Genomic DNA, 26,632 nt, shown 5'->3' with positions numbered 1-26,632 from the left:
TACTGCGCGTGTCCAAGATGATGGTCTTTACGGGGAACGCCAACCCCGATCTGGCTCGACGTGTCGTACGTCAGCTGCATATCCCTCTCGGTGACATCTCTGTCGGTAAATTCTCCGACGGCGAAATTACAGCCGAGATCAATGAAAACGTCCGCGGTAAAGATGTTTTCATTATTCAGCCGACCTGCGCTCCGACCAACGATAACCTGATGGAACTCGTCGTGATGGCTGATGCCTTCCGCCGCTCCTCAGCGACTCGAATCACAGCTGTAATCCCTTACTTTGGTTATGCCCGTCAGGATCGCCGTCCGCGTTCCGCACGTGTGGCTATCAGCGCGAAAGTCGTTGCTGACATGCTGACCGTGGTAGGCATCGACCGTGTTCTCACGGTTGACCTGCACGCTGACCAAATCCAGGGGTTCTTCGATATTCCGGTAGATAACATCTACGGCTCCCCAGTATTGGTGGATGACATTGAAGACCAGCGCTTTGAAAACCTGATGATCGTGTCCCCGGACATTGGTGGCGTCGTGCGTGCACGGGCTGTTGCCAAATCCCTGGGCGTGGACCTCGGGATCATCGACAAACGCCGTGAGAAAGCCAATCACTCTGAAGTGATGCATATCATCGGTGATGTCGAAGGGCGTACCTGTATTCTGGTTGATGACATGGTCGACACCGCCGGCACCCTGTGCCACGCGGCGAAAGCCTTGAAAGAGCACGGTGCAGCAAAAGTCTTCGCCTACTGCACACACCCTGTGCTGTCGGGCCGAGCGATCGAGAACATCGAGAACTCCATGCTGGACGAACTGGTGGTGACTAACACCATCCCGTTGTCCGCAGCAGCTCAAGCCTGTTCGCGTATCCGTCAACTGGATATCGCACCGGTAGTTGCCGAAGCGGTTCGCCGCATCAGCAACGAAGAATCGATCAGCGCGATGTTCCGATAAGGGTCAAACCTTACGAAACATCCCACTGACGAAAAGCGCCCCGCCCCAGCATTCTGTTGGGGCGGGGCTTTTTTGCCCATATCGCCTTTAGCGCTGGTCGCAAACGCTGGGGCGAATGTGGTTATTTTGGAGATACAACATGAACGATTTTACTCTGAATGCTGAAGCGCGTTCCGACCTGGGGAAAGGTGCGAGCCGCCGCCTGCGTCGTCTCGCAAGCCTGGTTCCAGCTGTAGTTTACGGTGGCGACAAAGCCCCTGAATCCATCAGCATGCTGGCCAAAGAAATCGCCAAACTGCTCGAAAACGATGCGGCCTACAGCCACATCATCGAGCTGAATGTTGGTGGCAAGAAGCAGAACGTCATCATCAAGGCCCTGCAACGTCACCCAGCCAAAGGCCACGTGCTGCACGCTGACTTCGTACGCGTAGTAGCCGGTCAGAAACTGACCGCTATCGTGCCTGTGCACTTTGTTGGTGAAGAAGCTCCGGTCAAGAAAGGCGGCGAAGTTTCGCACGTTGTTGCCGAGATCGAAGTGACCTGCCTGCCGAAAGACCTGCCTGAGTTCATCGAAGTCGACCTGTCGGCTCTGGAAATCGGCGACATCGTTCACCTGTCCGACCTCAAAGCCCCTAAAGGCGTTGAGTTTGTTGCACTGGCTCACGGTGATGACAAAGCTGTTGCAAACGTTCACGCTCCACGCGTTGCACCAGAAGCTGAAGAAGGCGCTGCAGAGTAATTCACTCTGTAATGTCGGAGCTTGAGGAAACATCGCGGACCGGAACGTAGCGAGAAAGCGGGCGATAACGCGGCGTTTACTCTTGAGTAAATGATCTTTTGTTGACCGCTTTCGCCGCACACAGGTTGCGGCGATGTTATCCACAACTCCAAAGGAAGGGCCCCTGTCGTGACTGCCATTAAACTGATCGTTGGCCTGGGAAATCCAGGCGCCGAATACGAACAGACCCGGCATAACGCGGGGGCCCTTTTTGTTGAGCGTATCGCCCACGCACAAGGTGTGAACCTTGTGGCCGATCGCAAATATTTTGGCCTGACCGGGCGCTTCTCGCACCAGGGTCAGGATGTTCGTCTGCTGATTCCTACCACCTACATGAACCGCAGCGGCCAGGCTGTCGCGGCGCTTGCGGGCTTCTTCCGGATCAAACCCGAAGAAATCCTGGTGGCCCATGACGAACTGGACCTGCCACCCGGCGTTGCCAAACTCAAGTTAGGCGGCGGGCATGGCGGCCACAATGGCCTGCGCGACATCATTGCGCAGTTGGGTAATCAGAATAATTTTTACCGTCTGCGGCTCGGCATTGGCCACCCAGGCGTTGCCAGTATGGTTTCAAATTTCGTCCTGGGTCGTGCGCCACGCGCCGAACAGGAAAAACTCGATGCCAGCATCGACTTTGCCCTCGGCGTGCTGCCGGATATCTTCGCCGGTGAATGGAACCGCGCGATGAAAAACCTGCACAGCCAGAAGGCCTGACTCTTACCGAGGGGAAACACCATGGGATTCAATTGCGGCATCGTCGGCCTGCCCAACGTCGGCAAATCCACCCTGTTCAACGCCCTGACCAAGTCCGGTATTGCGGCGGAGAACTTCCCCTTCTGCACCATCGAACCCAACAGCGGTATCGTGCCGATGCCAGACCCGCGCCTGGACGCGTTGGCGGCGATCGTCAATCCCAAGCGTATCCTGCCGACCACCATGGAGTTCGTCGACATCGCGGGCCTGGTAGCCGGCGCGTCGAAAGGTGAGGGCCTGGGCAACAAGTTTTTGGCCAACATCCGTGAAACCGATGCCATCGCCCACGTGGTCCGCTGCTTTGAAGACGAGAACGTGATTCACGTCTCCAACAGCGTTGACCCGAAACGCGACATCGAGATCATCGACCTGGAACTGATCTTCGCCGACCTCGACAGCTGCGAAAAGCAACTGCAGAAAGTCGCGCGTAACGCCAAGGGCGGTGACAAGGACGCAGTGGTTCAGAAAGGCCTGCTGGAACAACTGATCGCACACTTCACCGAAGGCAAGCCGGCACGCAGCCTGATGAAGAACATGGGTGTCGACGAGAAAGCCGTGATCAAAGGCTTCCACCTGCTGACCACCAAGCCTGTGATGTACATCGCCAACGTTGCCGAAGACGGCTTCGAGAACAACCCTTTGCTGGATGTGGTCAAGGCCATCGCCGACGAAGAAGGCGCTATCGTGGTGCCGGTGTGCAACAAGATCGAAGCGGAAATCGCCGAGCTCGATGACGGCGAAGAAAAAGACATGTTCCTCGAGGCCCTGGGCCTGGAAGAGCCTGGCCTGAACCGCGTGATCCGCGCCGGCTACGAAATGCTCAACCTGCAGACCTACTTCACCGCCGGTGTTGAAGAAGTCCGCGCCTGGACCGTCAAGGTCGGTGCCACTGCACCACAGGCCGCCGGCGTGATCCACACCGACTTCGAAAAAGGCTTTATTCGCGCCGAAGTCATCGCCTACAACGACTTCATCCAGTACAAGGGTGAAGCCGGTACCAAGGAAGCCGGTAAATGGCGCCTGGAAGGCAAAGAGTACATCGTCAAGGATGGCGACGTGATGCACTTCCGTTTCAACGTCTAAGCGCCATCGCGGTTTTGCCGCCCACAAAAAAGCCGATGCACTGCATCGGCTTTTTTGTGGGCGGTTGTTTGTATTTCGACAATAGCTATCCTCTTATCTATTTGAAACCTTAAGACGTTTCCTATTTGTCGTAACAAAAACAGCCCAACAACCTCGAGTGACGTTAAGCGACAAGTTAATGACTTTTCCTACGCAAGCCTGGCTTACTCTTACCTGCATACTCGATGATAAATCTTATACTTTACGCTCTGCCCAAACACCGTCTAAATCACAGCCTTTTAATCGTAAACAATCACGCTAGTGGAGCACCCACCCGATGTCGGCCGCCGATCAAAAAGAAAGCGAAACCGATACGCCATTCATTGAAGGCTCGGATATTGAGAACACGATCAATAGCACCGCGACACTGAATGTTGACATCTTGTTGCTGGGGGAAACCGGCACTGGCAAAGATACCCTGGCACAACGAATACATCGCCTGTCCGGCCGTCGAGGTAACTTTGTTGCGGTCAATTGCGCCGCCATTCCGGAGAGCCTCGCCGAAAGCCAATTATTCGGTGTCAACAGTGGTGCTTATACCGGGGCTGTACAATCACGCGCAGGGTTTATCGAGGCGGCTCACCTGGGTACGTTGTATTTGGATGAAATCGACAGCATGCCGCTTTCGCTGCAGGCCAAGCTATTGCGTATGCTCGAATCACGAGGGGTTGAACGGCTGGGCTCAACACGCTTCATCCCCGTCGACATGCGCGTCATCGCGTCCGCTCAACAATCACTGCATGACATGGTCGAGCAAGGCAGCTTCAGGCGGGACCTGTATTTTCGCCTGAACGTTATTAACATCAAGCTGCAGCCGCTGCGTGACCGACGTGAGCGTATCGTACCGTTGTTTCTGGAGATGATTAAACAAGAGGCGGAGCACTTCAACTGCACAGCCCCTCACCCCCCAACCGAACTGCTCCAGCAGTTGTTGTGTCATACGTGGCCGGGCAATGTCCGCGAACTACGCTCCACGGCCAAGCGTTTTGTCCTTGGGCTGCCGCCTTTATCGGCATCGAATGCAGAACCGCTGGAACTGGGCCTGAAAGACCGTCTGCAGCGTATTGAGAAAACGCTCATTGAAGAGTCTTTACATCGTCACACTTACAGCGTGGATTGTGTGGCGTTGGAACTGGGGGTTGCCAAGCGCACGCTCTACTACCGAATGAAGCAACTGGGTGTTTCACTCAACGCGTGTTTGCACGCTCAGGAAGTGCAATAAACGCTGAAACAAGTAGAAATAGGCCGATGGAACTGTTTCCAGAGGCATCGCCACTCAGTGTACGAGCATCGATTATCAAATAACGATGTAGCACGATTAATCGAATGCCTCATGACGAATACTCAACTATCCGATAGACAACCCAAAGGTGAAACCATGACATCTCCAGTCGGCAGCGGTGGCAGCATTACCAGCAAACAACTTTTTGATCAAATGAAAACGCTCACTGAGGAAAAAAACAAAGAAACGCTCGAGATGGCAAAGCTGGATAAAGATGCTTCGATTGCCAGCAAGTGGAGCCAGGTAATTAACAAAGTACAATAAGCAACACAGGCTTTCTCTAGTGTATTAAATAGAGAAAGCCTGTCTATTTTCCTGAGGGAGGTTTATATGCGCACAACGCTTGAAAAAGAGCGGGAAACCTATTCAGGTGCCCCTGTGTTTCCCGTCGAAAAAAGCAGTGATAGCGCCCACGACGCGCATTTCTTCAGTGCAGCACTGGAGCAGAACAATCCCTATCCGTCGGCCCCCTCCGCCCCAGGAAACAGTCGGTCGCTGGTGAGCCAATCAGAGCGGTTGAAATCCAACAACGAAAAAATCCCCAAGCTCCTGCGTGAATATACCAAGACCCAAAACGAGCTGAAAATGGCGGACGCCACACAGACCATTATTGAATCAAAAGAAATCCTCAACATCGGCGTCAAGGTAATAAAACACTGCACTTCGTTTGTTGAGAAAACCACTAACCTGCAATAGGTGAACCATGCGCCGCTGCCGCTTTATTCTCTTATGGCTGACCCTCTTATCGGTGCTGAGCGGATGCGGTGAAAGCGTCGAACTGCACCGCAAGTTATCCGAGCAGGAAGCCAATGAGGTAATCGCTGAATTGGCAGACAAGCACATTCGGGCACAAAAACAGCTGGAGAAAGACGGCGTGGTCGTTCGCGTGCGCACAGATGATATTGCTGCCGCGGTCCACACGCTTGCCGCCGCCGGGTTACCAAAGACTGCGCGCTCTACGCTGGGCGACGTGTTTCGCAAGGAAGGTGTCATCTCGACACCGCTTGAGGAACGGGCGCGCTATATCTATGCCTTGTCTCAGGAGCTGGAAGCGACCTTGTCCAATATCGATGGGGTTCTTGTCGCCAGGGTACACGTGGTACTGCCCGAGCGGGTCGCACCGGGAGAGCCGGTACAGCCGGCCTCGGCATCGGTCTTCATCAAGCATGATCCACGGCTGGAACCCGACAGCTTGCTGCCGCGCATTCGGCGGATGGTCGCCAGTAGCATACCGGGCATGACAACAGCCGTTGCAAACCCGCAAAAACTGACCGTGATCTTCGTACCGGCTACCGCCTACAAGGAAAAGCAGCAACTCGCCTACTTCGGGCCGTTTCTGATTAAGCCCGGTGACCTCGCTTTTTGGCAGACCATGGTGACATTGTTCTTTATCGTCCTGTTTGTGGGGTGCGCTGCAGCGGGGTTCTGGGTGAAAAAGGCGCGCGGCGCCCAACAAGCCGAGCCGAACACGAATGACGCATGACAGCCTCAGTTGGGCCAAGTGGTGGGCCTGCCCATGGCTCGATTCGCCCCATGACTGGCCGCCTTTCGTCCCTTCATTGCCCTATTCGAAAACACTCTGCCAGAGCCAGCACGCGGCAATGGCAACGGCGTTGGGAATTGACCCATGCCTGCCTGTCGAACCGTCTCCAGCACTGTTGCAGTTGGTACTTGAACCTGAACAACGCAGAGACCTCATCCTCGCGCTGGTCGGCGGTGTTTACCAGATCAAGAACCGCACGCCATTGAGCCAAGACCTGCAACTCTGGTGCGTACGCCTTTCCAAGGCACTGCTGCCCAACACCCTGCAAATCAACACTGAAGACCCCCTGCACTATCTACGCGCCTGGGTAGAACCCCCTGTGTGGCAGCGGCTGCGGTTGAGCTTTGACCGCCATCGGGTGCTCGCCCTAGAGAAGAACCCTCGACTGATCGATGCCCACGACAAGCTTGAAACTATTTGGAAGGCCGCAATATGGCGCACCGGCGCGTCAAACAACGAGCCGGTGTTTTCCTTCGCCGAGGAGGCCCAGGACGATGCTGTGCAAACGCACGATTGAGCTACGCAAGCCGCTTCCTTCACGGACCTGCTCGCTGATTCCCTTGGAAACGTTGGCGGACTGCGCCCGCGACACCGAATTGTTAAACAGTGCCCAGGTTCAGGCAGATGAAATCCTGCGCCAGACCTATGTGCAACGCGACCAATTGCTGCTGCAGGCTCAACATGAGTTCTGGCAACGCGCCAATCGCCAATTGCATCTGTGGCACACGCAGCAGCAAGCGGTCCTCGACAGCATCGAACGCATCGCCACATCGGTCACCCACAGTGCCATTCGCAGCTTGCTCGAGGACACAACGCCCACTCAACGGGTGTCTGCCATGCTCAAGCAAATGCTCGCAGCCCAGGCCCCGGCGATCCGCGCAAAGTTGGTCTGCAACCCGCAGGATCAGGCGGATGTGGAACATTGGCTGGATCAACATACCGAAGCGCCCTGGCGCCTGCTGTGTGACGAGTCTGTTCAGCCACAGATGTTGATCCTGGAGGCAGAGGAAGGCAGCTTTCGTATCGACTGGGCCTCTTCGATCAATGCCCTGTTGGTGTCTCACACAGACTTTGTTTCAGAGGATTAACTTCTCAACCGGCCTGCTGCATTTTTTATCCAGATATTTAAAAAATCGTGGAACGGATCCCAAAGGCAAACCACATAAAAAATACACGTTCAACGGAGATCAGCATATGAAACTCGACGCACGCGAGGGCGGGCAAATCTTCAGGGATTTAAGCAAAAACAACCGGCAGTTCGAACAACTCGGTCAGGGCATCCCTGATGAAATAACCTCGAAAGAGTTTTCATCACTGCTGGGTGAACACTTCAGGCTGAAACAAAACTTGATGCTACAGACGACTGCCGCCGGAGCGGTTCTCGGCCACCGAGCCGAGATGGGAAAAATCATTTTCAATGGGACCTGAGTGTTTCAGCGCGCGGCTCACTCAGTGGCTGGCGGGGGCAGAGCAAGAAATCACGCTGCTGGAGGGCGACGACGCCATAACCCTGCGTCGTTACCCGCAGTGTTTTTTGCTCAGCGCTCAACTTACCCATCAGCCAAAGCACGCACAAACAACAATGGAAACCTGGCTACAACTGGGTGGAGCAAGCCTGGCGTACTTTCAGGGAGCGCTTTCAGTCGAGCCCTCCACGGGGCAGCTCTGGCTACTTCAATGCGTCACGCAGGAAGACCATCAGGCCGTTCTGTTTAACCAACTCGAATCCCTTCTCAATCAGCGCGACACCTGGCGTTCCACGGCCAAGCGGCTGGCCAGAACGCCCAAAAAATGTGGGCCAACTCCACTGCGTGCGCAGTTTTATTAACTAGAGAATCCTATATGAACACCCTCATTTACAAGCGTTTACGCTTGTCTATCAGCTCGCCCTGTGCGCGTTTCAAACACGCCGACTGGCGTATTCCAATAGTTCTGATGTGCCTGTTGATACCTCTGCAAAGCCCCCTTGCTGCCATTCCAGCGGAATGGAAAAACACGGCGTATGCCTACGAAACCCAGTACAAGCCTGTACGCGAAGTGCTCGAAGACTTCGCCCAGACCTTCGGCACCCAACTGCAAATCGAGGGCCTGCTGGAGGGCGTGGTCAATGGCAAAATACGCGCTAATACTCCCCAGTCCATGCTCGACAGGCTGGGGGTCGAACACCGCTTCCAGTGGTACCTGTATAACAACACCCTGTACATCAGCACGCTGGATCAGCAAGAGTCTGCGCGGCTGGAAGTTTCGTCGGAAACGATCGCAGACCTTAAAAAGGCCCTGACCGATATCGGCCTGCTCGACAGCCGATTTGGCTGGGGTGAATTGCCGGATGATGGCGTTGTACTCGTCTCCGGTCCTAAACGCTATATCGAGCAGATCAAACAGTTCAGCAGCCAACGCAGATCTCCGGATGAAAAACAGAGCGTGCTGACTTACCCGCTCAAGTACGCCAACGCGGCGGACCGGATCATCGATTATCGCGGAGAGAAGCTGACCATCGCGGGCGTGGCCAGCGTGCTGCGTGGGTTACTGGAGCCGCGCTCCACCTCCACAGTTGCCAACGCCACCCAATCTTCCGGCGCTTCTTCACCGTCGGCCCTGATTACGCCCAACGTCCCGCGGTTGAACAACCCTCTGCTGGAGCAGATGCTCGCCAACCCCACGAATGCAGGAGGGCTGTCGACGGGCGCCTCACTCGGCCCTCGCGCCCCACGCGCAACCAGCCGAATCCGGGTCGAAGCCGACGTGCGTAATAACGCGATTCTGATCTACGACCTGCCTGAGCGCCAAACGATGTACCGCGAGTTGATCACCCAACTCGACGTTGCACGCAAGCTGGTGGAGATAGACGCCATCATCCTCGACATCGAACGCACAAAGTTGCAAGAGTTCGGGGTTGAATGGGGCTTTCAAAACAGCCGCTGGCGCGGCGGCGTCAACGTGGCACCGGGCACGACTTCTCAGTTGTCGATTGGCAACCCCGGGCGCTTCTACGCTCACATACGTGCCCTGGAGTCCCAAGGGCTGGCAACCCTGGTCTCCAACCCTTCCGTGCTCACCCTGGAGAACCAGCCGGCGGTCATCGATTTCAACCGCACGCGATACCTGAAGGCCGGCAGAGACTACGCAACCATTTTACCCGTGACCGTCGGCACCAGCTTTCAGGTGGTACCACGGGTGATCACCAGCCGTGGTGGCCACCAGATCCATTTGGTGGTGGATATTGAAGACGGTAACTTCGACGAACTCAACCTACAGCCCGATGACCTCGATGTTCGCCGTGGCAAGGTGAGCACCCAGGCGGTAATGGCGGAAAAGCGCTCATTGGTGGTCGGTGGTTTCCATGTCACAGACAACAAGGACAAACAAAGCAAAGTACCGCTCCTGGGCGATATTCCTTTGCTGGGCAAGGCATTGTTCTCCTCGACTGAACGACAGAACAGTCGACGCGAGCGACTGTTCATCCTCACCCCACGGGTCATCGGCGACCAATCTGACCCTTCGCGTTACTTGCCCCAGGAGGACCAGGCCCAATTGCAGGCTGCCCTCAAGCCTCTGGCGCGCCGGCAAGCCGCCCATCTGCCGCCCATAAACCGAAGCGATATCACCAGCACCCTGGCGCACCTGGTCAGCGGCGAAGTCCCAGACGGTTTCAAGGCAGGGCCAATGCCCCTGCAACTGGACACGTTGTGCGCCACGCGCGATCTGTTGGCGCTCAACAGCGAGCGCAGCCAGTGGTATACCGGCGCGCAGTTCAATGTGGCGGTGGTGGTCGTGCGCAACCAGATCAAACGCAACGTGCGCATCGATGAAAAAGAATGCAGCAACTCACAAACGCTGGCGGTCAGTGTCTGGCCACGCGCCTGGCTTAAACCGGGTGAAGAAGCTGAAGTGTTTATCGCCATGCGGCCCGTTGTGAAAGATGAACACATCGGCGTACCCCGCCCTTCCCTTCTCACCGCCCCCTTGAAGACCACGCCATGAAGCACGGACTCTTGAGTATTATCCTGATCGGCGCAGCAATGATCGCCGCCGGCTGTACGCCAACCTGCAAGGGCGACTCCTGCACGCGCCCGCAATCGAGCAGTGACAAAATGGTGGTCTGGTGGCCACCAGAGATGCGCGTAGACTCCGGCCCCTCTGGGGAGCGGGCAGACTACCAGACCATTTCCCTGGAACGATGAGCCTCACGACACAGCCTGACGATGCATTGCATCGTCAGGTTTTTTTGGCCGACGTGCGCAGAGGCGTTGCCGCCCACCTGCAACTCCTCCCAGGTATCCACCTGTGTACGCTGCAAGCCGGCACCCGCCCGGGGTTAGCCTTGCACATCGCGCGCGAAGCATTGCAAGCCGGGCAGGTGCAGCGGGCACTGGAGCGACGTTTTGAACAAGCAGTGAGGTACGACGGTTGCTTTGTCTATCTCGACGCCCAAGGGACCCTGGTCATCTGGCGCTCGCTGCCTACGCACCACAACGCGCTTGATAGTGCCGTCAGCCGCTTGCTTTCACTGGCCAACCTTGATGCATTGGATGCCCGCGCCACGCGTTGATCAGCGTTGCTCCAACTCAGGCAACTCCAGGGTTTCGCGCTTGGCTTCATCATCCAACTCACGCAAGGTGCGGTAGATCAGCGCGACAGCCTGCAGGGTTTCACGAGGGATACTGGCGCCGAGCTTATTGGTGTAGAGCGTGCGGGCCAGCCATACACACTGAATGACCGGCACGTCAGCCGCTTTAGCCCTTTTGATCAGTGCACGCGCGTCGGCATCCGTGCCTTTGTCCACCAGCAACGGCAGCGGTGTCTTGCCGGGGCGGTAATACAACGCGACGGCAAAGTGCGTCGGGTTGACGACCAACATGTCGGACTCTTCCAGCTTGGGCAACTTGACCTTTGGCTCCTCCTGAGCCAATTGCTGCGCCAGCGACCGTCGCTGGCCCTTCACATGGGGGTCACCTTCCATGTCCTTGTATTCCTTGACCACCTCGACCTGGGTCATGCGCATGCGCTTGGCAAAGAAGTGCTTCTGCAGCGTCAGGTCGAGAAGTGCCAACACCAGCAACAGGCCCAGGCACACATGCAACAGGTAACGAAACAGATCAATCAGCGCCAGGATGTAACTGGACAGGTCGCTGTTGGCCAAGTTGATCAAGGCCCCAAGGGAAGGACCGATCACCGCATACAACACCACGCCTAACAACACCGCCTTGGCAACCCCCATCAACAGGTTCATCAGCGACTGGGCGGAGAACATCTGTTTGAGCTGATTAAGGGGGTTGAGGCGCTTGAAATCCAACTTCAGGATTTCCGGCGCGAACAGCAAGCCGAACTGCATCCAGCTACTGAGCAGCTTGACGGCGATTGCCACTGAAGCCATCAGCAACGCAAAGGAAAAAAACACCACCATGGCGTCGAGCAGCACCTCTTCCAAGGCTGACACAAAGGGTCGGCTGATGCGGGATATCGGCAGCAGCATCATTTCCTGAAACCGCTGCAGGCTGCGGTCAGCGGTCCATAGCGCGATCTCGCTGATGGCTGTCAGCACCAGAAGCTTGCCGACATCCTGGCTTTGGGCAACCTGGCCTTTCTTGCGTTGATCACGCAGTTTCTTGGCACTGGCCGGGTGTTTTTTCTCACCGGAATCACTCATGGCATCGCCACCTTGAACATCAGCCCCAGGGCGTGCTTGAGCTCGCCCAGCAGGCTTAAGCGGCCGACGATCAGGTCCTGCAACAGTTCAAAATACAACAGCAAAATACCAATACCCGCCAGGCACTTGACCGGTGGGGCCAGCGTACTCACCTGCAACTGCGGGCTATAAAGTCCTAACAGGGCAACGCCAAACTCCAACAACAGCAGCACCGCGATAAAAGGTGCGGCGTAGAGCATCATGTGGGTGAACGTGTCGCCGAGCAGGTTGAGAAACACGCCAAACCCATTGGCGTGCGGAAGTGGAAACCAAACGGTAGGCGGCCAGACCGAGTAGCTGTCCCAGATCACCTGCGTCAGTGCTCCAAGCCCCAGGGTGGCCATCAACAAAAAAATCGCCAGCTCCTTGAACAGATGCCCGATGGGTGTGGCATCCGGGCCAAGCGAAGGGTTGAGCTGGCCACCCGCCAAGGCTCCCCGCTGGTTATCCAGCAGCGCCCCCACCGCCTCGAACATCCAGAACGGCATCGACAGTAATACGCCCAGCAAGGTCCCCAGGGCCGCCTCCTTGAGCACCAACGCGCTGAGCATCAGCGTAGAGAATTCCTGGTCGGCGAAGGTGGCATATATACCCGGTGCAGGCAGCAGTGCCAGTACTGCCACAATGGCGTGGCGCGGCATCCCGCGGATATGTTGAAAACAAAACGCCGCGACCAGAAAGGCACAAGGGTAGATTCGCGCCATGCCAATCAACAGGCTGGGCAGGTAATCAAGATACTGCAGCACAGGCAAGACCTCAGTTCAGCGCAGAGCGAGAGATCATGTCGAATGTCAGATTGATCAGCTGAATCAACTCCACACCGATCCAACGCCCCGTCATGACCAGCGTGACACCCACTGCCACCAGCTTTATGCCAAACGGCAAGGTCTGGTCCTGTACCTGCATCAGCGCCTGTACAAGGGAGGTCAATACGCCGACCACCACCGCCACAATCAACGGCGGTGCCGACAACACCACGACCAGCAGCATGCCCTGCTTGAACAGCACGATCGGTTCCATACGCCACTCAGAGATAAGAAAAGAAGAGGCTGTCGAGCAGCCGTGACCACCCGGAAACCATCACGAACAACAACAGTTTGAGCGGCAAGGAAATGGTCATCGGCGAGACCATTTGCATGCCCAATGCCAGTAGCAAATTGGAGACAATCAGGTCGATCACAATGAACGGAATGTAGATGAGGAAGCCGATCTCGAACCCCGCCTGCAATTGCGACAGCACAAAGGCAGGCACCAACAGAATCAGGTCTTCTCGCTGGACTTCCTGCGCCATGGCTGCCGGCCACAGGCGCCCGGTGTTTTCCAGCAAGTGCGTCAACACATCCGGGTCAATATTGCGCAGCATGAATGCACGCAAGGGTTTGATTGCCTCACCGCCGGTGTGCAGGGCCATCTGCACACTGCTCAAATCCAGCGGCGAAACCTTGACGCTCTCGGCGATCTCGTAACCCACAGGCGCCATGATAAACAGCGTCGCCGCCAGCGCGATGCCATTGATAGCCATGCTGGGAGGCACTTGCTGCACGCCGATAGCGTTGCGGGTGATCATCAGCACAATGACAATCTTCAAGAACGCCGTACACACGATCAGCAGCATGGGCATCAGCGACAATGCCCCCAGGAACAGCGCAAGTACGAAGGGATCTATGCCCTGAATACTCATCGAGAAAAAACCACTCGCGTCACTTGCAGGCCCAAGCGCCCATCCACTTCCACCAACTGCCCCTGGCCGATCGGCCGATCACCGTAGTACAGGCCGGCCATTCCCGGCGCATAACCGGTAATACCCAATACTGAACCCTCAACCAGGTTGCGCAGTTCGCCCAGGGTCAGGTTCAGCACACCGCAACGCACGCTCAGCGACATGCTCAGCTCATCGAACGGTTCATGCCCGAACACCTCCATCACTGGTTCGTCTTCCGGCTCAGCGTAATAGGCTGCTGAAAAGTCCTCATCCACACTCGTGTCCTCTATAGAAGTCAGGGTCAGGCACAGCGGCCCGGTGTCATCGTCAATGCAGCCATGAAGGCGCTGCCTGCCTACCTGCACGTAGCCATTGCCCTGGGGTTGAAAAAAAGCCTGCTCAAGCACCAACACATCACCAGCCCGCAGGTTGCGCACTTGTGCCAGCGGTAACTGCACGCGCCCAAGGGGCACGGCAATAGCCAGCTTGAACGACGCCGGCATCGGCGCAGCGATAGAGCGCCAAGGTGCGGCATCGCACAACGCTAGAAAGCTCTGGTGAGCCAGCCACACATAACCTACGACCCGAGAGGCCCCCAACGTCACGCTCAACCTGCAGCCGAAACCTGCGGGACGCGCTGTCACCAGCAATCGCATATAGCCAAACAGCGCTTTGACTTGGGGACTGAGGTGCTGCTCAAACAGCGGCCAGAACCAAGAATGTGGATCGTTGCCTGCCTTGGCCAATGGCACAGGGCATTCGCCCAGCAGGCTCAACAGCGGCCCCGCCTCAGCGAGTGCCAATACACCGAGGGCGGTTTCGAAGCACAACGCCTCGCCGCCAACAGGGGCACGCCCGGGTTCAATGAGCAGTTCACCCTCTTGCCCGGCAACCTTAAACGGCAAGCGCAGCCCGCGCCCCAGCTTGCGGCGCGCAGCGACCGTGCTGTGCTTGACCACCGGCAATGTCAAAAAGGGCACCTTCATCATGAACGGGTACCTGGCAGGTAGAACTTGACCGGCTGCCCCAAGGCTTGCGTGCATCGTTCCTGGCATTGCTGCCGCACGCCACGCAGCCAACGGTTGGTTGCCTCTTCCTCTGCGTCCAGCTCAATGGCCCAGGTGTTCTGCTCACGGTGTACAAGTGCGTTAACCCGCCCCAGGCGCGGCATGCACAGCACAAACTGCAGCGGCCAGTGCCCACCGGCCTGTATAGGCGCCACCAATTGTTCGACCAACATATCGGCCCTGGCTGCCTCGACTGAGGCCTTGATGTCCATGCGCGAATGTCCGAAACGTTTCTCTGCAGCACCGCCTGCAAGCAGATAAGCAAACAGTCGCCCTTGCTCCACGGGAACGTAGGCCGCCACGGAGGGTTCGCGCTCCTCCCGGAGTTCGCGCATGCGTCGCTGCTCAGGAGCGGCATTTGAAACCTGTTTCATATCGATTCCTGAGCGAGCAATTTGGACAGTTCCTGAAGTTTTTCCACCTGGCGCAAACACACCGTGGCGTACTTCTGGGCACTGCCAACCTCTATTTCCTTTTCCGTGTGCTGCGCTCGCAGTGCTTGCACCTGGCCTTCGTCCCGCAGGGTGCTTGCCGACAATGAGCGTTCTTGTAACCCCCAGGTCTTCAGCGCTTTGAGCGTCAGCACCTGGCCCTGATGCTGGCTGAGCAACTGCGCACTTTGCCGAGCCTCCTCCTGGCGGGTTTGCTCAAGGGTTTGCTGGGCATCCTGGATATGTGCCTGCAGGGTTTGCCGTGCTCGCTTGGCCTCACGCAATGCACGCTCAGCGCGATCGGCCCGATGACGGCGCAGGCGCCGCAGGGTCTCGATTTCAGCCATCGACACGTCAGAATGGGACATAGGCCGTCAGCTCCTTGAGTTGCTCCAGTGTTTCCGCCATTGGCGAGGGTTCACGCAAGTCCTGGCGCAGAAAACTGTCCACTGCGCTGCGACTGTCTACCGCCAAGTCGGTCAATACATCGCTACCCGGCTGGTACTCGCCCAGCTTGAGCATCAGCTCGATCTGCTGGTACGCCGACAACAGCCGACGTAACGCCGTGCCAGCCTGGATATCCCCAGGCTCGGCGACGTTGCTCAAGATCCTCGAAAGGCTGGCCAATACGTCCACCGCCGGATAGTGCCCACGCTCGGCCAGCTTGCGAGACAGCACGATATGGCCGTCGAGCAGCGAGCGAACTTCATCGGCCACCGGGTCGCTCATGGAGTCCTGCTCGATCAGCACTGTGTAGATCGCCGTGATCACGCCTTCGCGCGTCAACCCGGCACGCTCGACCAACCGCGGCAGCAGGCTGTATACCGAAGGTGGCAGGCCACCACGGCCCAGAGGCTCGCCGGCGGCGAGGCCAATTTCTCGCTGGGCCCTGGCGAACCGTGTGAGGGAATCGATCAAAAGCAGCACGCGCTTGCCCTTGCTTCGGAAGCCTTCGGCCAAGGCTGTCGCCGTGAAGGCTGCGCGTGCCCGCTCCATGCTCGAACGATCAGAGGTGGCACACACCAACACCGCTTTGGCGCGCAGTTGATCATCGAGTTCATGATCAAGAAACTCGCGCAGCTCTCGGCCTCGCTCGCCGATCAGGCCGAACACAATCACGTCACACTCAACGTTGCGGGCTATCTCCGCCAGCAATGTGGTCTTGCCGCAGCCGGCCCCGGCAAACAGGCCGACACGCTGCCCCTCCCCCAGCGTCAACAGCCCATCGATCGAACGCACGCCGGTGGCCAGCGCGCGGTTGATTCGCGGCCTATCGGTGGGCAAAGGCGCTTCGCACAACACAGCGCTGGTATCCGGTGAGTCGACCAGTGCAAAAGCGCTGGCGCCTTCGCCGGTAATTGGCCGCCCAAATCCATCCAGTACCTGGCCCAGCAGCTTCTCGCTGACCTGTACCTGATGGGATATGCCCAGGCGCTCTACGCTGGCCCCCACACGCACACCTTCCAGGTTACCCAGCGCACTGAGCACGGCATCCTGCTGGTCGAAACCAATAATTTCGGCGAGCATGTAATCGCCTTGTTTTTCCACCTGGCACAAGTCGCCTATACGTGCCTGAGGCAGCCGACATTGCAGTAACATGCCGTTCACACGCTGCACGCGCCCGCGCATTGTCACCGGAGCAAAACCTGCCAACGTCTGGGTCTGGTGCCGCTGCCAAGTGTCGAGACGCGCCTGCAAATCCTTAATCACCAGCGCACCTCATAACGCTGCGCGCCTTCGAAAACCACCTTGCTGTTGTCAATCATCACCAGGCGCAAGTCGTCCACTTGGTCCCCCACAAACAGTCGGGTTCCGTCCTCCAGCACAACGTGACCGTTCGCCCCTCCGATAATCTGAACGATCTTGAACGGCAACTCATTGTTACGCGCACGCACCCGGCTGATCACCGGTACAACGCTGTCGAACTGCTCACCAAAGCGGTCGAGCATGCGCGTCACCAACGCCAGATCCTCCTCGGAAACATCGCCGTTGAGTGCAACCTGGCCATTGATGACCTGCAAACTGACCCGCTGGCTCAAATCACGCTCACTGAGCATATTCAGCAACTGTTGGCGCACCTCGAATGGCGAGGCCAGCTCGACTCTGTGGGGCACTGCCGGCATCAACGAGGCCTGGGGATCACGCTCACCCGTGGAGGCAATACCCACCACCATGAGGATGACGGCAACCACCAGCACCACACTGATCAGGCGCTTTTGCTGCGAGTGTCCCAACGACGACAACGTCAACGGCGGGGACGTTTTCCTGGCCGTCACCTTGGCCGAAACCTTGGCCGGTGTGGCCGGGGCGGGTGCTTCGGGCCAGGGCTGATCCGCCACGGCGACATACAACCGTATGGCGCCCACGCCAAACTGTTCGCCCAGCGCCAGATTCGTGATCTGTGCCACTACCTGCTCTTTCGCATCCTGCAACAGCCCTGCCTGGGCCTGCACCGACCAACTGGATCCGACCAGCCGCAACAACGCATGCTGCTCGGCGATCCCCGGATCGCTGAGCACCAAGTCAGCCTCTGCATGAGCACCGATGCTCCACTGTTCACCAAACAGCGGCAGCGCAGCCCCTTGGTGCAGGCCATCGAGAACACGCAGCTCAAACATCATTGAGCGCTCTCCTGTGCAGAAACTGGCGCACTTCTCATGCCGCAGTACCACGCATCAGGTCAGTCTGACCGAGGTCAAAACGCCCCAACACTTTTACCTTTGAGGTGCTCCCCAATTCGGCAAAAGACATCACAGGTACATGGTTGAATTCTTCAAGCAAAAGAGTGCGCAAAGGGCTGCGTAAATCCTGTGCAACCAACATCACGCTTTTGCTTTTTGGCCGGGCCACGAAGGCTTGGTTGAGCAGGTTGATCAGTGAAGCGCTGCTGTCATTATCAAGGGCGAAAAACACCCCGGTCTGGGTCTGGCGCAGCGATTCGCGCAGCACGTTTTCGGTCTGTGGGGACAGCAACCAGGCATGCAGGCCGTCGGCCTCACTGTATTGGTGAAAAATCTGCGCTTTAAGCGCAATGCGCGCGTAGTCCGCCAACGCGTCCGGCTCTCGCTCATGCTGGCCGTATTCAATCAGCGACTCGACGATCAGCCTCACAGCACGCAGCGGTACGCCTTCGCCTGCCAGGCGTTGCAGGACTGCCGAGAAACGCGACAGCGGCATGATTCGCTGCAGCTCCTGTACCAATTCCGGCTGGTTATGTTCAAGCCAACTGAGGATCGACTTACTCTCCTGGATTCCCAGAAACTGGGGGCCGGACAGCATCATCGCTTGCTTCATGCGTTCGACGATCAAGCTCGTCGCACTGAAGCGCTCCAGCAGGGGGTCATCGAGCAAAGGATCATCCTGCGCCAACCACACCCAATCTTGCTCATCGCGTTCAGCCAGGCCTGGTATTGCGTGCTCAGGCAGCTGTGCCAAGGCTTTACGCTCTACGGCCACATTGGTGACAACCGAGGCCTTGATCATCGGCACCTCGTGTACGCAGAAGCGCATTTCGTCGTCCGCCAACGAGTCGTTGAGTTCGACTTCAAACGGCGGCAGCGTGAGCCCGATATTCGCAACGAGTGCATTACGCGTCTGACGAAGGCCATGAACCAGCTCGATCACCTCAGGCGTTCCGCGCAAGACGGGAGAAAATTGCAAGAGATAGGGGCGCGACGGGTCAAACCCGCGCAAGTCCTCGTCACCGTTTTCTTCCGGGCGCACGGCCTGCGTGGCCTCGGCCTCGGGCGCCTCTTGCCGTTGACGTTGGCGCGCAAGGTAATAGCCCAGGGAGCCGGTCATCAGTGAGATAAGAATAAATACCAGGGTCGGCATGCCGGGCAACGCCGCAAACGCGAGCATGCCCACTGACGCAATCATCCAGCTCTTGGGTTCGCTGGTCATCTGACGGGCAATTTCTGCGCCCATGTTAGTCACGCCCCGGCGCCCATCCGGTGCGGCGCGGGTGATGATCATGCCCGCCGTCAGCGAGATCAGCAGCGCAGGGATTTGCGCAATCAAACCATCACCGATGGTCAGCACCGAATACAACGCAATGGATTCGCTGGCGCTCATACCATGCTGGAACATACCCGTGGAAAAACCGCCCAACAGGTTGATCAGCACGATCACAAGGCCTGCAACAGCGTCACCCTTGACGAACTTCATGGCGCCGTCCATGGCCCCGAACAACTGACTCTCGCGGGACAACTGGTCACGCTTGTCCCGCGCCTGATTGCCGTCGATCAGTCCCGCACGCAAGTCGCTGTCGATGGACATCTGCTTGCCGGGCATCGCGTCCAGGCTGAAGCGTGCGGCCACTTCGGCAACCCGCTCCGAGCCCTTGGTGATGACCAGGAAGTTGACCAGGGTGAGGATCATGAAGATCACCAACCCTACCGCCAGGTTGCCACCGACCACAAAGTTGCCGAACGCCTCGACGATGTCGCCGGCGTCCTGCTCCAGCAGGATCAGACGCGTGGTCGCGATAGACAGTGCCAGGCGAAACATCGTGGTCAACAGCAGAATCGAGGGGAATGACGAAAACGCCAAAGGCCCGGGCAAGTACAACGCCAGCACGATCAACAAGCAGGCAATACAGATATTGAGCGCAATGAGGATGTCCACCAGCCAGGTCGGCAGCGGCACGATGAAAATAAAGACGATGGCCAGTACCACCACAGCACCAAGGACTTCAGCACGTTGCGCAACCTTGAGCAGCCAGTGGTTGATAAACGCCAGCACCGTCACATCAACGCCCTCGGCTCAATCTGGCCCTTCTCCAGGCGCGTGAACTCATCCATCACCAGCAGGAAGTTATGCAAAGCCTCCTCGCGCCCCCGCGAGTCGCGCCATAAGGCCGCAGGCAAACCTTTGATCACGGGATAGAGCGCATTGAGAGAGGCCAGTTGGCGGGCCGCCGCATCCCCAGCCAATTCATCCGCCAGCAGTTGAACCTCGGAGGGGGCTATGCCATTGCCGGCATAACCCAACAGACGCTGCAACAGGTCAACGGCGTCGTGCTCAACGTTCAGACGCTGAACCAGGTCCTGGCAATTGGACAGTACCCCGCCCAATTGACCGCAGCTCTGTAACCCCAACAAAAGCGTGCGCAATTTGGCGGTGGGAATCGATGAGACGTACGCCGCAATATCATCCGCCAGGGCCCGGCGCATGAGGTTGAGCCCGACCGTAAACTGCTCGCCACCGTACTCTTTCAAAAGCGCCTGCATCATGCTGGCCAGGGATTGGCGCACGACCACATTGGCGTAGTAGAGCGTACGTATCGCCTGGCATTGCGCCGGATCGTCACTGCCTGACTGCAACGCCAGGGCAATATTAAGGCCCGCCTGTATTTCCCTCTTGTACTGAATCTCCAGCCTCGCCAGCGCTGCCCGAGCCAGCGCTGCCTCGCTCTTGACTTGCGCATCACGCGTCAACGCGGATTGGGTCTGGCGCACCTGCGCCTCGGCCTGCGCCGTAAGCTGACGAAGCACGACATAGGTACGTGCAGGGTCTCCACCCGTGAGGTCCACCAATTTTTCGAGACTAAGCTGGCGCTCCAGATACTGCCTGGCCACGATGACCATCTTTGCCAGGCTTTTCTGGGCGGGATGGCCCAGTCGATCATACAACTGCGCGAGCTGCTCGACCGGCGTGACAGGCCCCCCAATGGCACGTCGGGTCAACGCAGTGCCATGGGCCGCAGCTTCCTGGCTGAAGATGCCCGCGAGCGCATCAAAACCTGGCGCGGCATCCTGCGATGGGGTCGTGGCGACCTTCTCTGAAACGGATGGGTCCAAGCGCTGGATTCTGTGCAGATCGGGGTTGAATTCGACTTTCATGGGCATGCCAGGACAGGGAGTTTGTGTCTCTATGTGGCAACCCGGTGCCATACGGTTCCATAAAAACCACCCACACTCCCCGCTTTGAAAATACCTGCACAAAGCCGCCAATCGTTTTGCAAGTACCTGCGCAAAATCACACTATTTCAATTTATTTATATATATAAATCAGCAAGTTATAAGATTTTTTTGTTTGGCACAGCCAGTGCTAAAGGGGTTCCCGTCGAAATTATTTCGATAGCGTCTACCCTGAGGAAAAAATCGTGAATATTCCTATTGAAGCTTTAGCGCAGCTCGTTGGCGACTCGCCTCAATTCATGCTCCAACTGACGGACGACCAGCAAAAAAAACTCCGGCGTTTTATTCATAAACGCGTACTCAATCCCGAAGACGCCGACGACATCCTGCAACTGACCTACCTGGAGGCATGGCGTAACAGAGAGCGGTTCAGTGGCCAGGCTACCCTCAGTACCTGGATGTGCGGCATTGCGCAGAACCTGGTCCGCAACCATTTCCGGCGCCTGTATGCCAAACCGGTGCATTGCGAGTTCGATGAATCGCTGTGGCACGGCCAGGAAGAAAACAAGAATCTGGATTGGGAATTCGAGGTCAACCGCCGGCTGGAAAAAACCTTGAACGCCATCGATCATTTGCCGGCTGAGATGCGCAAGACGTTATATGCCTCCCTGGAAACCGATGGCAGTTACCAGGACACCGCCGACGTGCTGGACATCCCCATCGGTACCGTTCGCTCACGTCTGTCACGGGCGCGCGAACACCTGAAGCGCGTCACCCACACACCGCAGCATCCGTAAGCAAGCCCTGGGGGGCAAGCGTTGGGCGGCAGGGATATCTGCCCAACCGAATGACGCTTTACCGTGCGCAGAACAGGATCACAAGCCGCGCCGAATGGCACCTTGGGGATCATCGTCAAAGTGTTTACAGCGCCACACCCTTGCGACCACGCGTTGAATACCGTCAGCAGAACACCGCAAAACCCATGTGGGATCTTCGTGGCTGAAATACCCGTATCCGCCACACCACTCGTCGCCGTTTGGCCTTATTCTGTTTAAACAGTTGAAAGCGTAGATAAATTTTTAAAATAAACGCTTGACGCATATGCGTTCTACGCGAATAATGCGCGCCACTTGGCTACGTAGCTCAGTTGGTTAGAGCATAGCATTCATAATGCTGGGGTCCGGGGTTCAAGTCCCTGCGTAGCCACCAAGTACTAAAAACGGCTTACCGAAAGGTAGGCCGTTTTTTTATGCCTGCAGAAAAGCCCTCAGGCATACTCGCCCCCAACCACAAGGAGGCGATACGTGAACCCCCTCTTCCCCACCCATGGCATCACCACCGAACGGCTGACACTGCACGCAGCTCACCCTCGTCACGCTCAAGACTTGCAAACGCACCTGGTGCAAAACCGCGCCTACCTTCAACCCTGGGAACCGACTCGCGATGATGACTTCTTCGAACTCGGCGCCATTACCCAGCGCCTCGAAGCCATGGCCGAGAAAACCACCAGCGGCGAAGCCTTGCATCTGCTGATACTGCGCGACGACCGGATAATCGGCAGCTGCAACTTCAGCAACATCGTGCGCGGCGCATTCGAGGCCTGCCATCTGGGCTACGCCCTTGATGAGACGGCCCAAGGCCAAGGGTTGATGCGCCAAGCGCTGAGCGCCGCGATTGACTATGTGTTCGCAGAGATGAAACTGCACCGTATCATGGCCAACTACAGGCCAGAAAACCAACGCAGCGCACGCCTGCTTGAGCGGTTGGGCTTTGAGCGTGAGGGGCACGCGCGGGCCTACCTGAAGATCAATGGCGTGTGGGTGGACCATGTATTGACGTCGCTGATCAACCCCACGAACGGTGACGCATGAGCCTGAGCGTATTCGCAATCATCCTGCTGGGCGCCGCCCTTCACGCCACGTGGAATGCGGTGGTCAAAGGCGGCGTCGACAAGCTGCTGACCACCTGCATGATTGCATCCGCCGCTTCATTGATTGCGCTGGCGGCCATCCCGTTTCTGGCGCTACCGGCCAGAGAAAGCTGGCCCTTCATCGGCGCATCGGTGGTTTTGCAGGTGTTGTATTTCGTACTGGTGGCCTCGACCTACCGCATTGCCGACATGAGCCAGACCTATCCGATCATGCGTGGCACTGCGCCGCTGCTGGTGGCGTTGGTGAGTGTGCTGGTGTTGCACGAGCCACTCTCGGCGTTTGCCTGGCTTGGCATTGGGGTGATCTGCCTGGGTATCTTGAGCATGGCCGCAGCGCCCTCGGCCGGTCATAAAAAAGGGCTGGTGCTCGCGCTGATAAACGCCTTGGTGATAGCCGGCTATACGCTGATTGATGGCCTTGGCGTGCGCAAATCCGGCGCACCGACGGCTTACACACTGTGGATATTTTTGCTGACCGGCATCCCGCTCGCCGCGTGGGCCTTAGCCGCGCGGCGTGCAGCGTTCTGTCGCTACGTCGCCCGTAACTGGCAGCTTGGCGCCGTCGGGGGCGCAGGCACTGTGGCGTCATACGGCCTGGCGTTGTGGGCGATGACACACGCGCCCATAGCGACGGTTTCGGCCTTGCGTGAGACCTCGATCCTGTTCGGCGTAGTGATTTCGGCGTGGGTGCTCAAAGAGCATCTAACGCAGGCTCGCATCATTGCCGCCGGCATTATTGCCGTCGGGGCGATGGTGTTGCGCCTGGGCTGACCAGGACACATGCGCGCAAAAAAACTGAGGATCTGTACTTTGACGCTCCACGCAACCCACTGCTAGTGTCCTGCCTCCCTACATGGAGCACCTGTGATGAAACTGGATATCTATCAAGTCGACGCGTTCAGCCAACAGGTCTTCGGTGGTAATCCGGCGGCCGTCTGCCCGCTGACCGAGTGGTTGCCCACAGAGCAGCTGCACCACATCGCCGCCGAAAACAACCTTTCCGAAACCGCATTTTTCGTGCCTCGTGGCGAGGTGTATGAGCTGCGCTGGCTCACCCCCGAAGTCGAAGTGGACCTGTGTGGCCATGCGACGTTGGCCGCTGCCTGGGTGCTGATTCACAAACTCCCGAATCCCCCTGAGATCTTGCGTTTTGCCACCCGCAGCGGTGAGCTTCGCGTGACGCGCAATGGCGACGAACTGGCAATGGACTTTCCGACCAAACAGCCCGAGCGTTGCGAGCCGCCAGCCGGCATGTTGAGCGCGCTGGGGCTCGAACACGCCGAGGTGTATGCCACTGATGACTATATCGTTGTCGTTGATGACGAAGCCCAGGTCGCGGCACTCACGCCAGATTTTGCACGCCTCAAGGGCCTGCCCAAACGCGGGATAGCAGTGACGGCCAAAAGCACGCGCTTTGATTTTGTTTCCCGTTGGTTTGGCCCGAATGTGGGCGTCAATGAAGACCCGGTCACCGGCTCGGCACACACCTCGCTGGCACCGTTCTGGGCCGAGCGCCTGGGCAAGTCGCAGTTGAGCGCCGAACAGGGCGGCAGGCGCCGTGGGCAACTGCGGTGTGAACTCAAAGGTGACCGCGTGATCATCTCAGGCCATGCAGCACTCTACCTGCAAGGCACGATTTACCTGTAAAAGGGATTGCCCAAGGACAACAGATCATTCTCAAAATGAACGGAGTTCAGCGCGTGTTCACGATTTCCCGCCGTCAACTGTCGATGGTTGCCGCAGCCCTGGTGCTGGCCGGCTGCCACACACCTGTCAACGAACAGCCTCCGGCACCGGAACTGGGCTCGGGTTACCGCACCGACCTCACCACCCGCCACGCCGAACGCCATATGGCCGCCGCCGCCAACCCGCTGGCGGCCGAAGCCGGGCGGGAGATGTTGCGCCAGGGAGGTTCGGCGATTGACGCCGCGATAGCGATGCAGGCGGTGCTGACCCTGGTGGAACCGCAGTCTTCCGGCATCGGCGGCGGCGCGTTCATCATGCTGTGGGACGGCAAGAACGTACACGCCTATGACGGCCGTGAAACGGCACCCGCCGGCGCGACTGAGCGCTTGTTCCTGAAGGCCGACGGCACGCCGATGGCGTTTCCCGAAGCGCAGATTGGCGGGCGTTCGGTCGGCACTCCGGGCGTCTTGCGGGCACTGCAGATGGCGCATCAAAAGACCGGGCACCTGCAATGGTCCAAGTTGTTTGAACCGGCGATCAGGCTGTCGGAGCAAGGCTTCGCGATTTCCCCACGCTTGCACGCACTGATTGCGGCCGACCGCTACATTCCCCAGTCGCCGGAAATGGCGGCTTACTTTCTGAACGCCGATGGCTCGCCTAAAGCCACCGGCACACTGTTGAAAAACCCGGCGCTGGCTGCTGTGTTCAAGCGCATCGCCAAGGAAGGCCCAGACGCGCTGTACCACGGGCCGATTGCCGATGAAATCGCGCGCAAGGTCCAGGGCAATCGCAATGCGGGCAGCCTCTCGCAGGCTGACCTTAAGGGCTACACCGCCAAGGAACGCACGCCGTTGTGCACCGACTACAAGCAATACCGGGTGTGCGGCATGCCGCCGCCGTCGTCGGGCGGGATAGCCGTCGCACAGATCCTCGGCACCTTGCAGGCAGTGGAGGCCCGTGACCCGCGCCTGGCCATCGCGCCGATGAAACCGGTGAAGAGTGCATCGCCTGCCGGCCTTGAGCCTGTGCCCGAAGCCGTACACCTGATCGCCGAAGCCGGCCGCCTGGCGTTTGCCGACCGTGCGCTGTATGTGGCCGACTCGGACTTCACCCCAGTACCGGTCGCGGGCCTTGTCGCCCCCAACTACCTGGCACAGCGCGCCACATTGATTGGCGAACGCAGCATGGGCATTGCCAAGCCGGGCACACCAGCGGGCATCCAGGTGGCCTACGCGCCGGACCGCTCGCCGCTGCGCATCTCCACCTCGCAAGTGGTGGCAGTGGATGACCAGGGCGGCGCGGTGTCGATGACCACCACGGTAGAAGCGGCGTTCGGCTCCCACGTGATGGTTCAGGGCTTTTTGCTCAACAACCAGATGACCGACTTTTCGTTTCTCCCTGAAGAAAACGGCCAGCCCGTGGCCAACCGCGTCGAACCCGGCAAGCGCCCTCGCTCAGCCATGGCGCCTACCCTGGTGTTCGACCGCAAGAGCGGCGAGCTGCTGGCGACGGTGGGTTCACCGGGCGGTTCGCAAATCATCGAATACGTGAGCAAATCCCTGGTGGCAATGCTCGACTGGAACCTCGACCCGCAAGCCGCCATCAGCCTGCCCAACTTTGGTAGCCGCAACGGCGCGACCGAGTTGGAGGCCGGCCTGTTCAGCCCTGCGTTGAAACAAGCGCTGCGTGACAAGGGCCACGCGTTGAGCGAAATCGATATGACCAGCGGCATCCAGGCCATTGTTCGCACGCGCGATGCTCAAGGCAAGGTAACCCTGAGCGGCGGCGCCGACCCTCGGCGTGAAGGCGAAGCGGTCGGTGACTGAATGTTCTACGAA

At 58.1% G+C, this 26,632-nt stretch carries 31 protein-coding genes and 1 tRNA gene; 21 read left to right on the top strand and 11 right to left on the bottom strand.

The features are described from left to right. Window positions 1–8 precede the first annotated feature (8 nt). From HBO41_RS15000 to HBO41_RS14930, 15 genes are all read left to right on the top strand, one after another. Window positions 9–950 carry a ribose-phosphate pyrophosphokinase gene (locus HBO41_RS15000; RefSeq protein ID WP_003208392.1) on the top strand — a complete coding sequence of 314 codons (942 nt, stop codon included), beginning with the start codon at window positions 9–11 and terminating at the stop codon, window positions 948–950. 139 nt (window positions 951–1,089) lie between these two features. Then, complete coding sequence (locus HBO41_RS14995; protein WP_017137642.1) at window positions 1,090–1,689, top strand: 50S ribosomal protein L25/general stress protein Ctc; 600 nt, start codon at window positions 1,090–1,092, stop codon at window positions 1,687–1,689. A gap of 168 nt (window positions 1,690–1,857) precedes the next feature. After that, the gene (pth, locus tag HBO41_RS14990) at window positions 1,858–2,442 is read left to right on the top strand and encodes an aminoacyl-tRNA hydrolase (RefSeq protein ID WP_010213318.1); all 585 of its coding nucleotides are present in this window, start codon (window positions 1,858–1,860) and stop codon (window positions 2,440–2,442) included. Window positions 2,443–2,463: 21 nt separating this feature from the next. Continuing rightward, window positions 2,464–3,564, top strand: coding sequence for a redox-regulated ATPase YchF (gene ychF, locus HBO41_RS14985; protein WP_017137643.1), 1,101 nt, complete (start codon window positions 2,464–2,466; stop codon window positions 3,562–3,564). A 316-nt stretch (window positions 3,565–3,880) separates the two neighbouring features. Beyond that, window positions 3,881–4,825: a sigma 54-interacting transcriptional regulator gene (locus tag HBO41_RS14980; protein ID WP_017137644.1), complete on the top strand. Its 945-nt coding sequence runs from the start codon at window positions 3,881–3,883 to the stop codon at window positions 4,823–4,825. A gap of 156 nt (window positions 4,826–4,981) precedes the next feature. Next, window positions 4,982–5,149 carry a hypothetical protein gene (locus HBO41_RS14975; RefSeq protein ID WP_169986808.1) on the top strand — a complete coding sequence of 56 codons (168 nt, stop codon included), beginning with the start codon at window positions 4,982–4,984 and terminating at the stop codon, window positions 5,147–5,149. A gap of 66 nt (window positions 5,150–5,215) precedes the next feature. Then, window positions 5,216–5,581 carry a hypothetical protein gene (locus HBO41_RS14970; protein ID WP_099549220.1) on the top strand — a complete coding sequence of 122 codons (366 nt, stop codon included), beginning with the start codon at window positions 5,216–5,218 and terminating at the stop codon, window positions 5,579–5,581. Window positions 5,582–5,588: 7 nt separating this feature from the next. Beyond that, entirely contained in the window at window positions 5,589–6,368 is a 780-nt protein-coding gene (sctJ, locus tag HBO41_RS14965) for a type III secretion system inner membrane ring lipoprotein SctJ (RefSeq protein WP_169986806.1), read from the top strand. A 118-nt stretch (window positions 6,369–6,486) separates the two neighbouring features. Continuing rightward, window positions 6,487–6,945 carry a type III secretion protein gene (locus tag HBO41_RS14960; RefSeq protein ID WP_177033724.1) on the top strand — a complete coding sequence of 153 codons (459 nt, stop codon included), beginning with the start codon at window positions 6,487–6,489 and terminating at the stop codon, window positions 6,943–6,945. Beyond that, window positions 6,923–7,516 (top strand): type III secretion system stator protein SctL, encoded by a 594-nt coding sequence (sctL, locus tag HBO41_RS14955; RefSeq protein ID WP_138453481.1) that lies wholly within the window; start codon window positions 6,923–6,925, stop codon window positions 7,514–7,516. The genes HBO41_RS14960 and sctL overlap by 23 nt, the downstream gene beginning before the upstream one ends. Before the next feature lie 106 nt (window positions 7,517–7,622). Beyond that, the gene (locus tag HBO41_RS14950) at window positions 7,623–7,856 is read left to right on the top strand and encodes a hypothetical protein (RefSeq protein ID WP_099549219.1); all 234 of its coding nucleotides are present in this window, start codon (window positions 7,623–7,625) and stop codon (window positions 7,854–7,856) included. After that, entirely contained in the window at window positions 7,846–8,256 is a 411-nt protein-coding gene (locus HBO41_RS14945) for a type III secretion protein (protein ID WP_169986804.1), read from the top strand. The genes HBO41_RS14950 and HBO41_RS14945 overlap by 11 nt, the downstream gene beginning before the upstream one ends. Window positions 8,257–8,270: 14 nt before the next feature. Continuing rightward, window positions 8,271–10,412: a type III secretion system outer membrane ring subunit SctC gene (sctC, locus tag HBO41_RS14940; RefSeq protein ID WP_017137652.1), complete on the top strand. Its 2,142-nt coding sequence runs from the start codon at window positions 8,271–8,273 to the stop codon at window positions 10,410–10,412. Beyond that, window positions 10,409–10,612 carry an HrpT family type III secretion system protein gene (gene hrpT, locus HBO41_RS14935; RefSeq protein WP_017137653.1) on the top strand — a complete coding sequence of 68 codons (204 nt, stop codon included), beginning with the start codon at window positions 10,409–10,411 and terminating at the stop codon, window positions 10,610–10,612. Before sctC ends, hrpT begins: the two co-directional genes overlap by 4 nt. Then, window positions 10,609–10,980, top strand: coding sequence for a hypothetical protein (locus HBO41_RS14930; protein WP_017137654.1), 372 nt, complete (start codon window positions 10,609–10,611; stop codon window positions 10,978–10,980). The genes hrpT and HBO41_RS14930 overlap by 4 nt, the downstream gene beginning before the upstream one ends. Here HBO41_RS14930 and sctU read toward each other — a convergent pair whose 3' ends face one another. From sctU to HBO41_RS14875, 11 genes are read right to left on the bottom strand one after another with little or no spacing between them, the layout of a single operon-like run. Further along, the gene (gene sctU / locus HBO41_RS14925) at window positions 10,981–12,078 is read right to left on the bottom strand and encodes a type III secretion system export apparatus subunit SctU (protein ID WP_169986802.1); all 1,098 of its coding nucleotides are present in this window, start codon (window positions 12,076–12,078) and stop codon (window positions 10,981–10,983) included. Continuing rightward, entirely contained in the window at window positions 12,075–12,863 is a 789-nt protein-coding gene (gene sctT, locus HBO41_RS14920; RefSeq protein ID WP_169986800.1) for a type III secretion system export apparatus subunit SctT, read from the bottom strand. The genes sctU and sctT overlap by 4 nt, the downstream gene beginning before the upstream one ends. A 10-nt stretch (window positions 12,864–12,873) precedes the next feature. Continuing rightward, window positions 12,874–13,137, bottom strand: a complete 264-nt coding sequence (sctS, locus tag HBO41_RS14915) for a type III secretion system export apparatus subunit SctS (RefSeq protein WP_099549214.1) — start codon at window positions 13,135–13,137, stop codon at window positions 12,874–12,876. 7 nt (window positions 13,138–13,144) lie between these two features. Beyond that, window positions 13,145–13,798, bottom strand: a complete 654-nt coding sequence (gene sctR / locus HBO41_RS14910; protein ID WP_017137657.1) for a type III secretion system export apparatus subunit SctR — start codon at window positions 13,796–13,798, stop codon at window positions 13,145–13,147. Continuing rightward, window positions 13,795–14,805 (bottom strand): FliM/FliN family flagellar motor switch protein, encoded by a 1,011-nt coding sequence (locus HBO41_RS14905; RefSeq protein WP_169986979.1) that lies wholly within the window; start codon window positions 14,803–14,805, stop codon window positions 13,795–13,797. Before HBO41_RS14905 ends, sctR begins: the two co-directional genes overlap by 4 nt. After that, entirely contained in the window at window positions 14,805–15,260 is a 456-nt protein-coding gene (locus tag HBO41_RS14900) for a type III secretion system HrpP C-terminal domain-containing protein (protein WP_169986798.1), read from the bottom strand. The genes HBO41_RS14905 and HBO41_RS14900 overlap by 1 nt, the downstream gene beginning before the upstream one ends. Continuing rightward, window positions 15,257–15,685 (bottom strand): type III secretion system stalk subunit SctO, encoded by a 429-nt coding sequence (sctO, locus tag HBO41_RS14895; RefSeq protein ID WP_169986796.1) that lies wholly within the window; start codon window positions 15,683–15,685, stop codon window positions 15,257–15,259. Before sctO ends, HBO41_RS14900 begins: the two co-directional genes overlap by 4 nt. Next, entirely contained in the window at window positions 15,672–17,027 is a 1,356-nt protein-coding gene (locus tag HBO41_RS14890) for a FliI/YscN family ATPase (RefSeq protein ID WP_017137661.1), read from the bottom strand. Before HBO41_RS14890 ends, sctO begins: the two co-directional genes overlap by 14 nt. Continuing rightward, window positions 17,024–17,935 carry an FHA domain-containing protein gene (locus HBO41_RS14885; protein WP_026013747.1) on the bottom strand — a complete coding sequence of 304 codons (912 nt, stop codon included), beginning with the start codon at window positions 17,933–17,935 and terminating at the stop codon, window positions 17,024–17,026. The genes HBO41_RS14890 and HBO41_RS14885 overlap by 4 nt, the downstream gene beginning before the upstream one ends. Before the next feature lie 37 nt (window positions 17,936–17,972). Next, a complete protein-coding gene (gene sctV, locus HBO41_RS14880) occupies window positions 17,973–20,066 on the bottom strand; it encodes a type III secretion system export apparatus subunit SctV (protein ID WP_169986794.1) in 2,094 nt (697 codons plus the stop codon). Then, window positions 20,063–21,160, bottom strand: a complete 1,098-nt coding sequence (locus HBO41_RS14875) for a TyeA family type III secretion system gatekeeper subunit (RefSeq protein WP_026013748.1) — start codon at window positions 21,158–21,160, stop codon at window positions 20,063–20,065. The genes sctV and HBO41_RS14875 overlap by 4 nt, the downstream gene beginning before the upstream one ends. A 263-nt stretch (window positions 21,161–21,423) precedes the next feature. On the opposite strand from HBO41_RS14875, the gene HBO41_RS14870 reads away from it, so the two are divergent. From HBO41_RS14870 to ggt, 6 genes are all read left to right on the top strand, one after another. Beyond that, window positions 21,424–21,975 carry an RNA polymerase sigma factor gene (locus HBO41_RS14870; protein WP_017137665.1) on the top strand — a complete coding sequence of 184 codons (552 nt, stop codon included), beginning with the start codon at window positions 21,424–21,426 and terminating at the stop codon, window positions 21,973–21,975. A 335-nt stretch (window positions 21,976–22,310) separates the two neighbouring features. Then, window positions 22,311–22,387, top strand: a tRNA-Met gene (locus tag HBO41_RS14865). Between the two features lie 95 nt (window positions 22,388–22,482). Further along, window positions 22,483–23,049: a ribosomal protein S5-alanine N-acetyltransferase gene (gene rimJ, locus HBO41_RS14860; RefSeq protein WP_169986792.1), complete on the top strand. Its 567-nt coding sequence runs from the start codon at window positions 22,483–22,485 to the stop codon at window positions 23,047–23,049. Next, complete coding sequence (locus HBO41_RS14855) at window positions 23,046–23,879, top strand: EamA family transporter (protein ID WP_169986790.1); 834 nt, start codon at window positions 23,046–23,048, stop codon at window positions 23,877–23,879. Before rimJ ends, HBO41_RS14855 begins: the two co-directional genes overlap by 4 nt. 96 nt (window positions 23,880–23,975) lie before the next feature. Then, window positions 23,976–24,755, top strand: coding sequence for a PhzF family phenazine biosynthesis protein (locus HBO41_RS14850; protein ID WP_099549209.1), 780 nt, complete (start codon window positions 23,976–23,978; stop codon window positions 24,753–24,755). 35 nt (window positions 24,756–24,790) lie between these two features. Next, window positions 24,791–26,620 carry a gamma-glutamyltransferase gene (gene ggt, locus HBO41_RS14845; protein ID WP_169986788.1) on the top strand — a complete coding sequence of 610 codons (1,830 nt, stop codon included), beginning with the start codon at window positions 24,791–24,793 and terminating at the stop codon, window positions 26,618–26,620. Window positions 26,621–26,632: the final 12 nt, after the last annotated feature.

Source organism: Pseudomonas sp. WS 5146 (assembly GCF_012985495.1).
GTDB classification, from domain to species: Bacteria; Pseudomonadota; Gammaproteobacteria; order Pseudomonadales; family Pseudomonadaceae; genus Aquipseudomonas; species Aquipseudomonas edaphica.
This window is presented reverse-complemented; position numbering and strand designations above follow the sequence as displayed.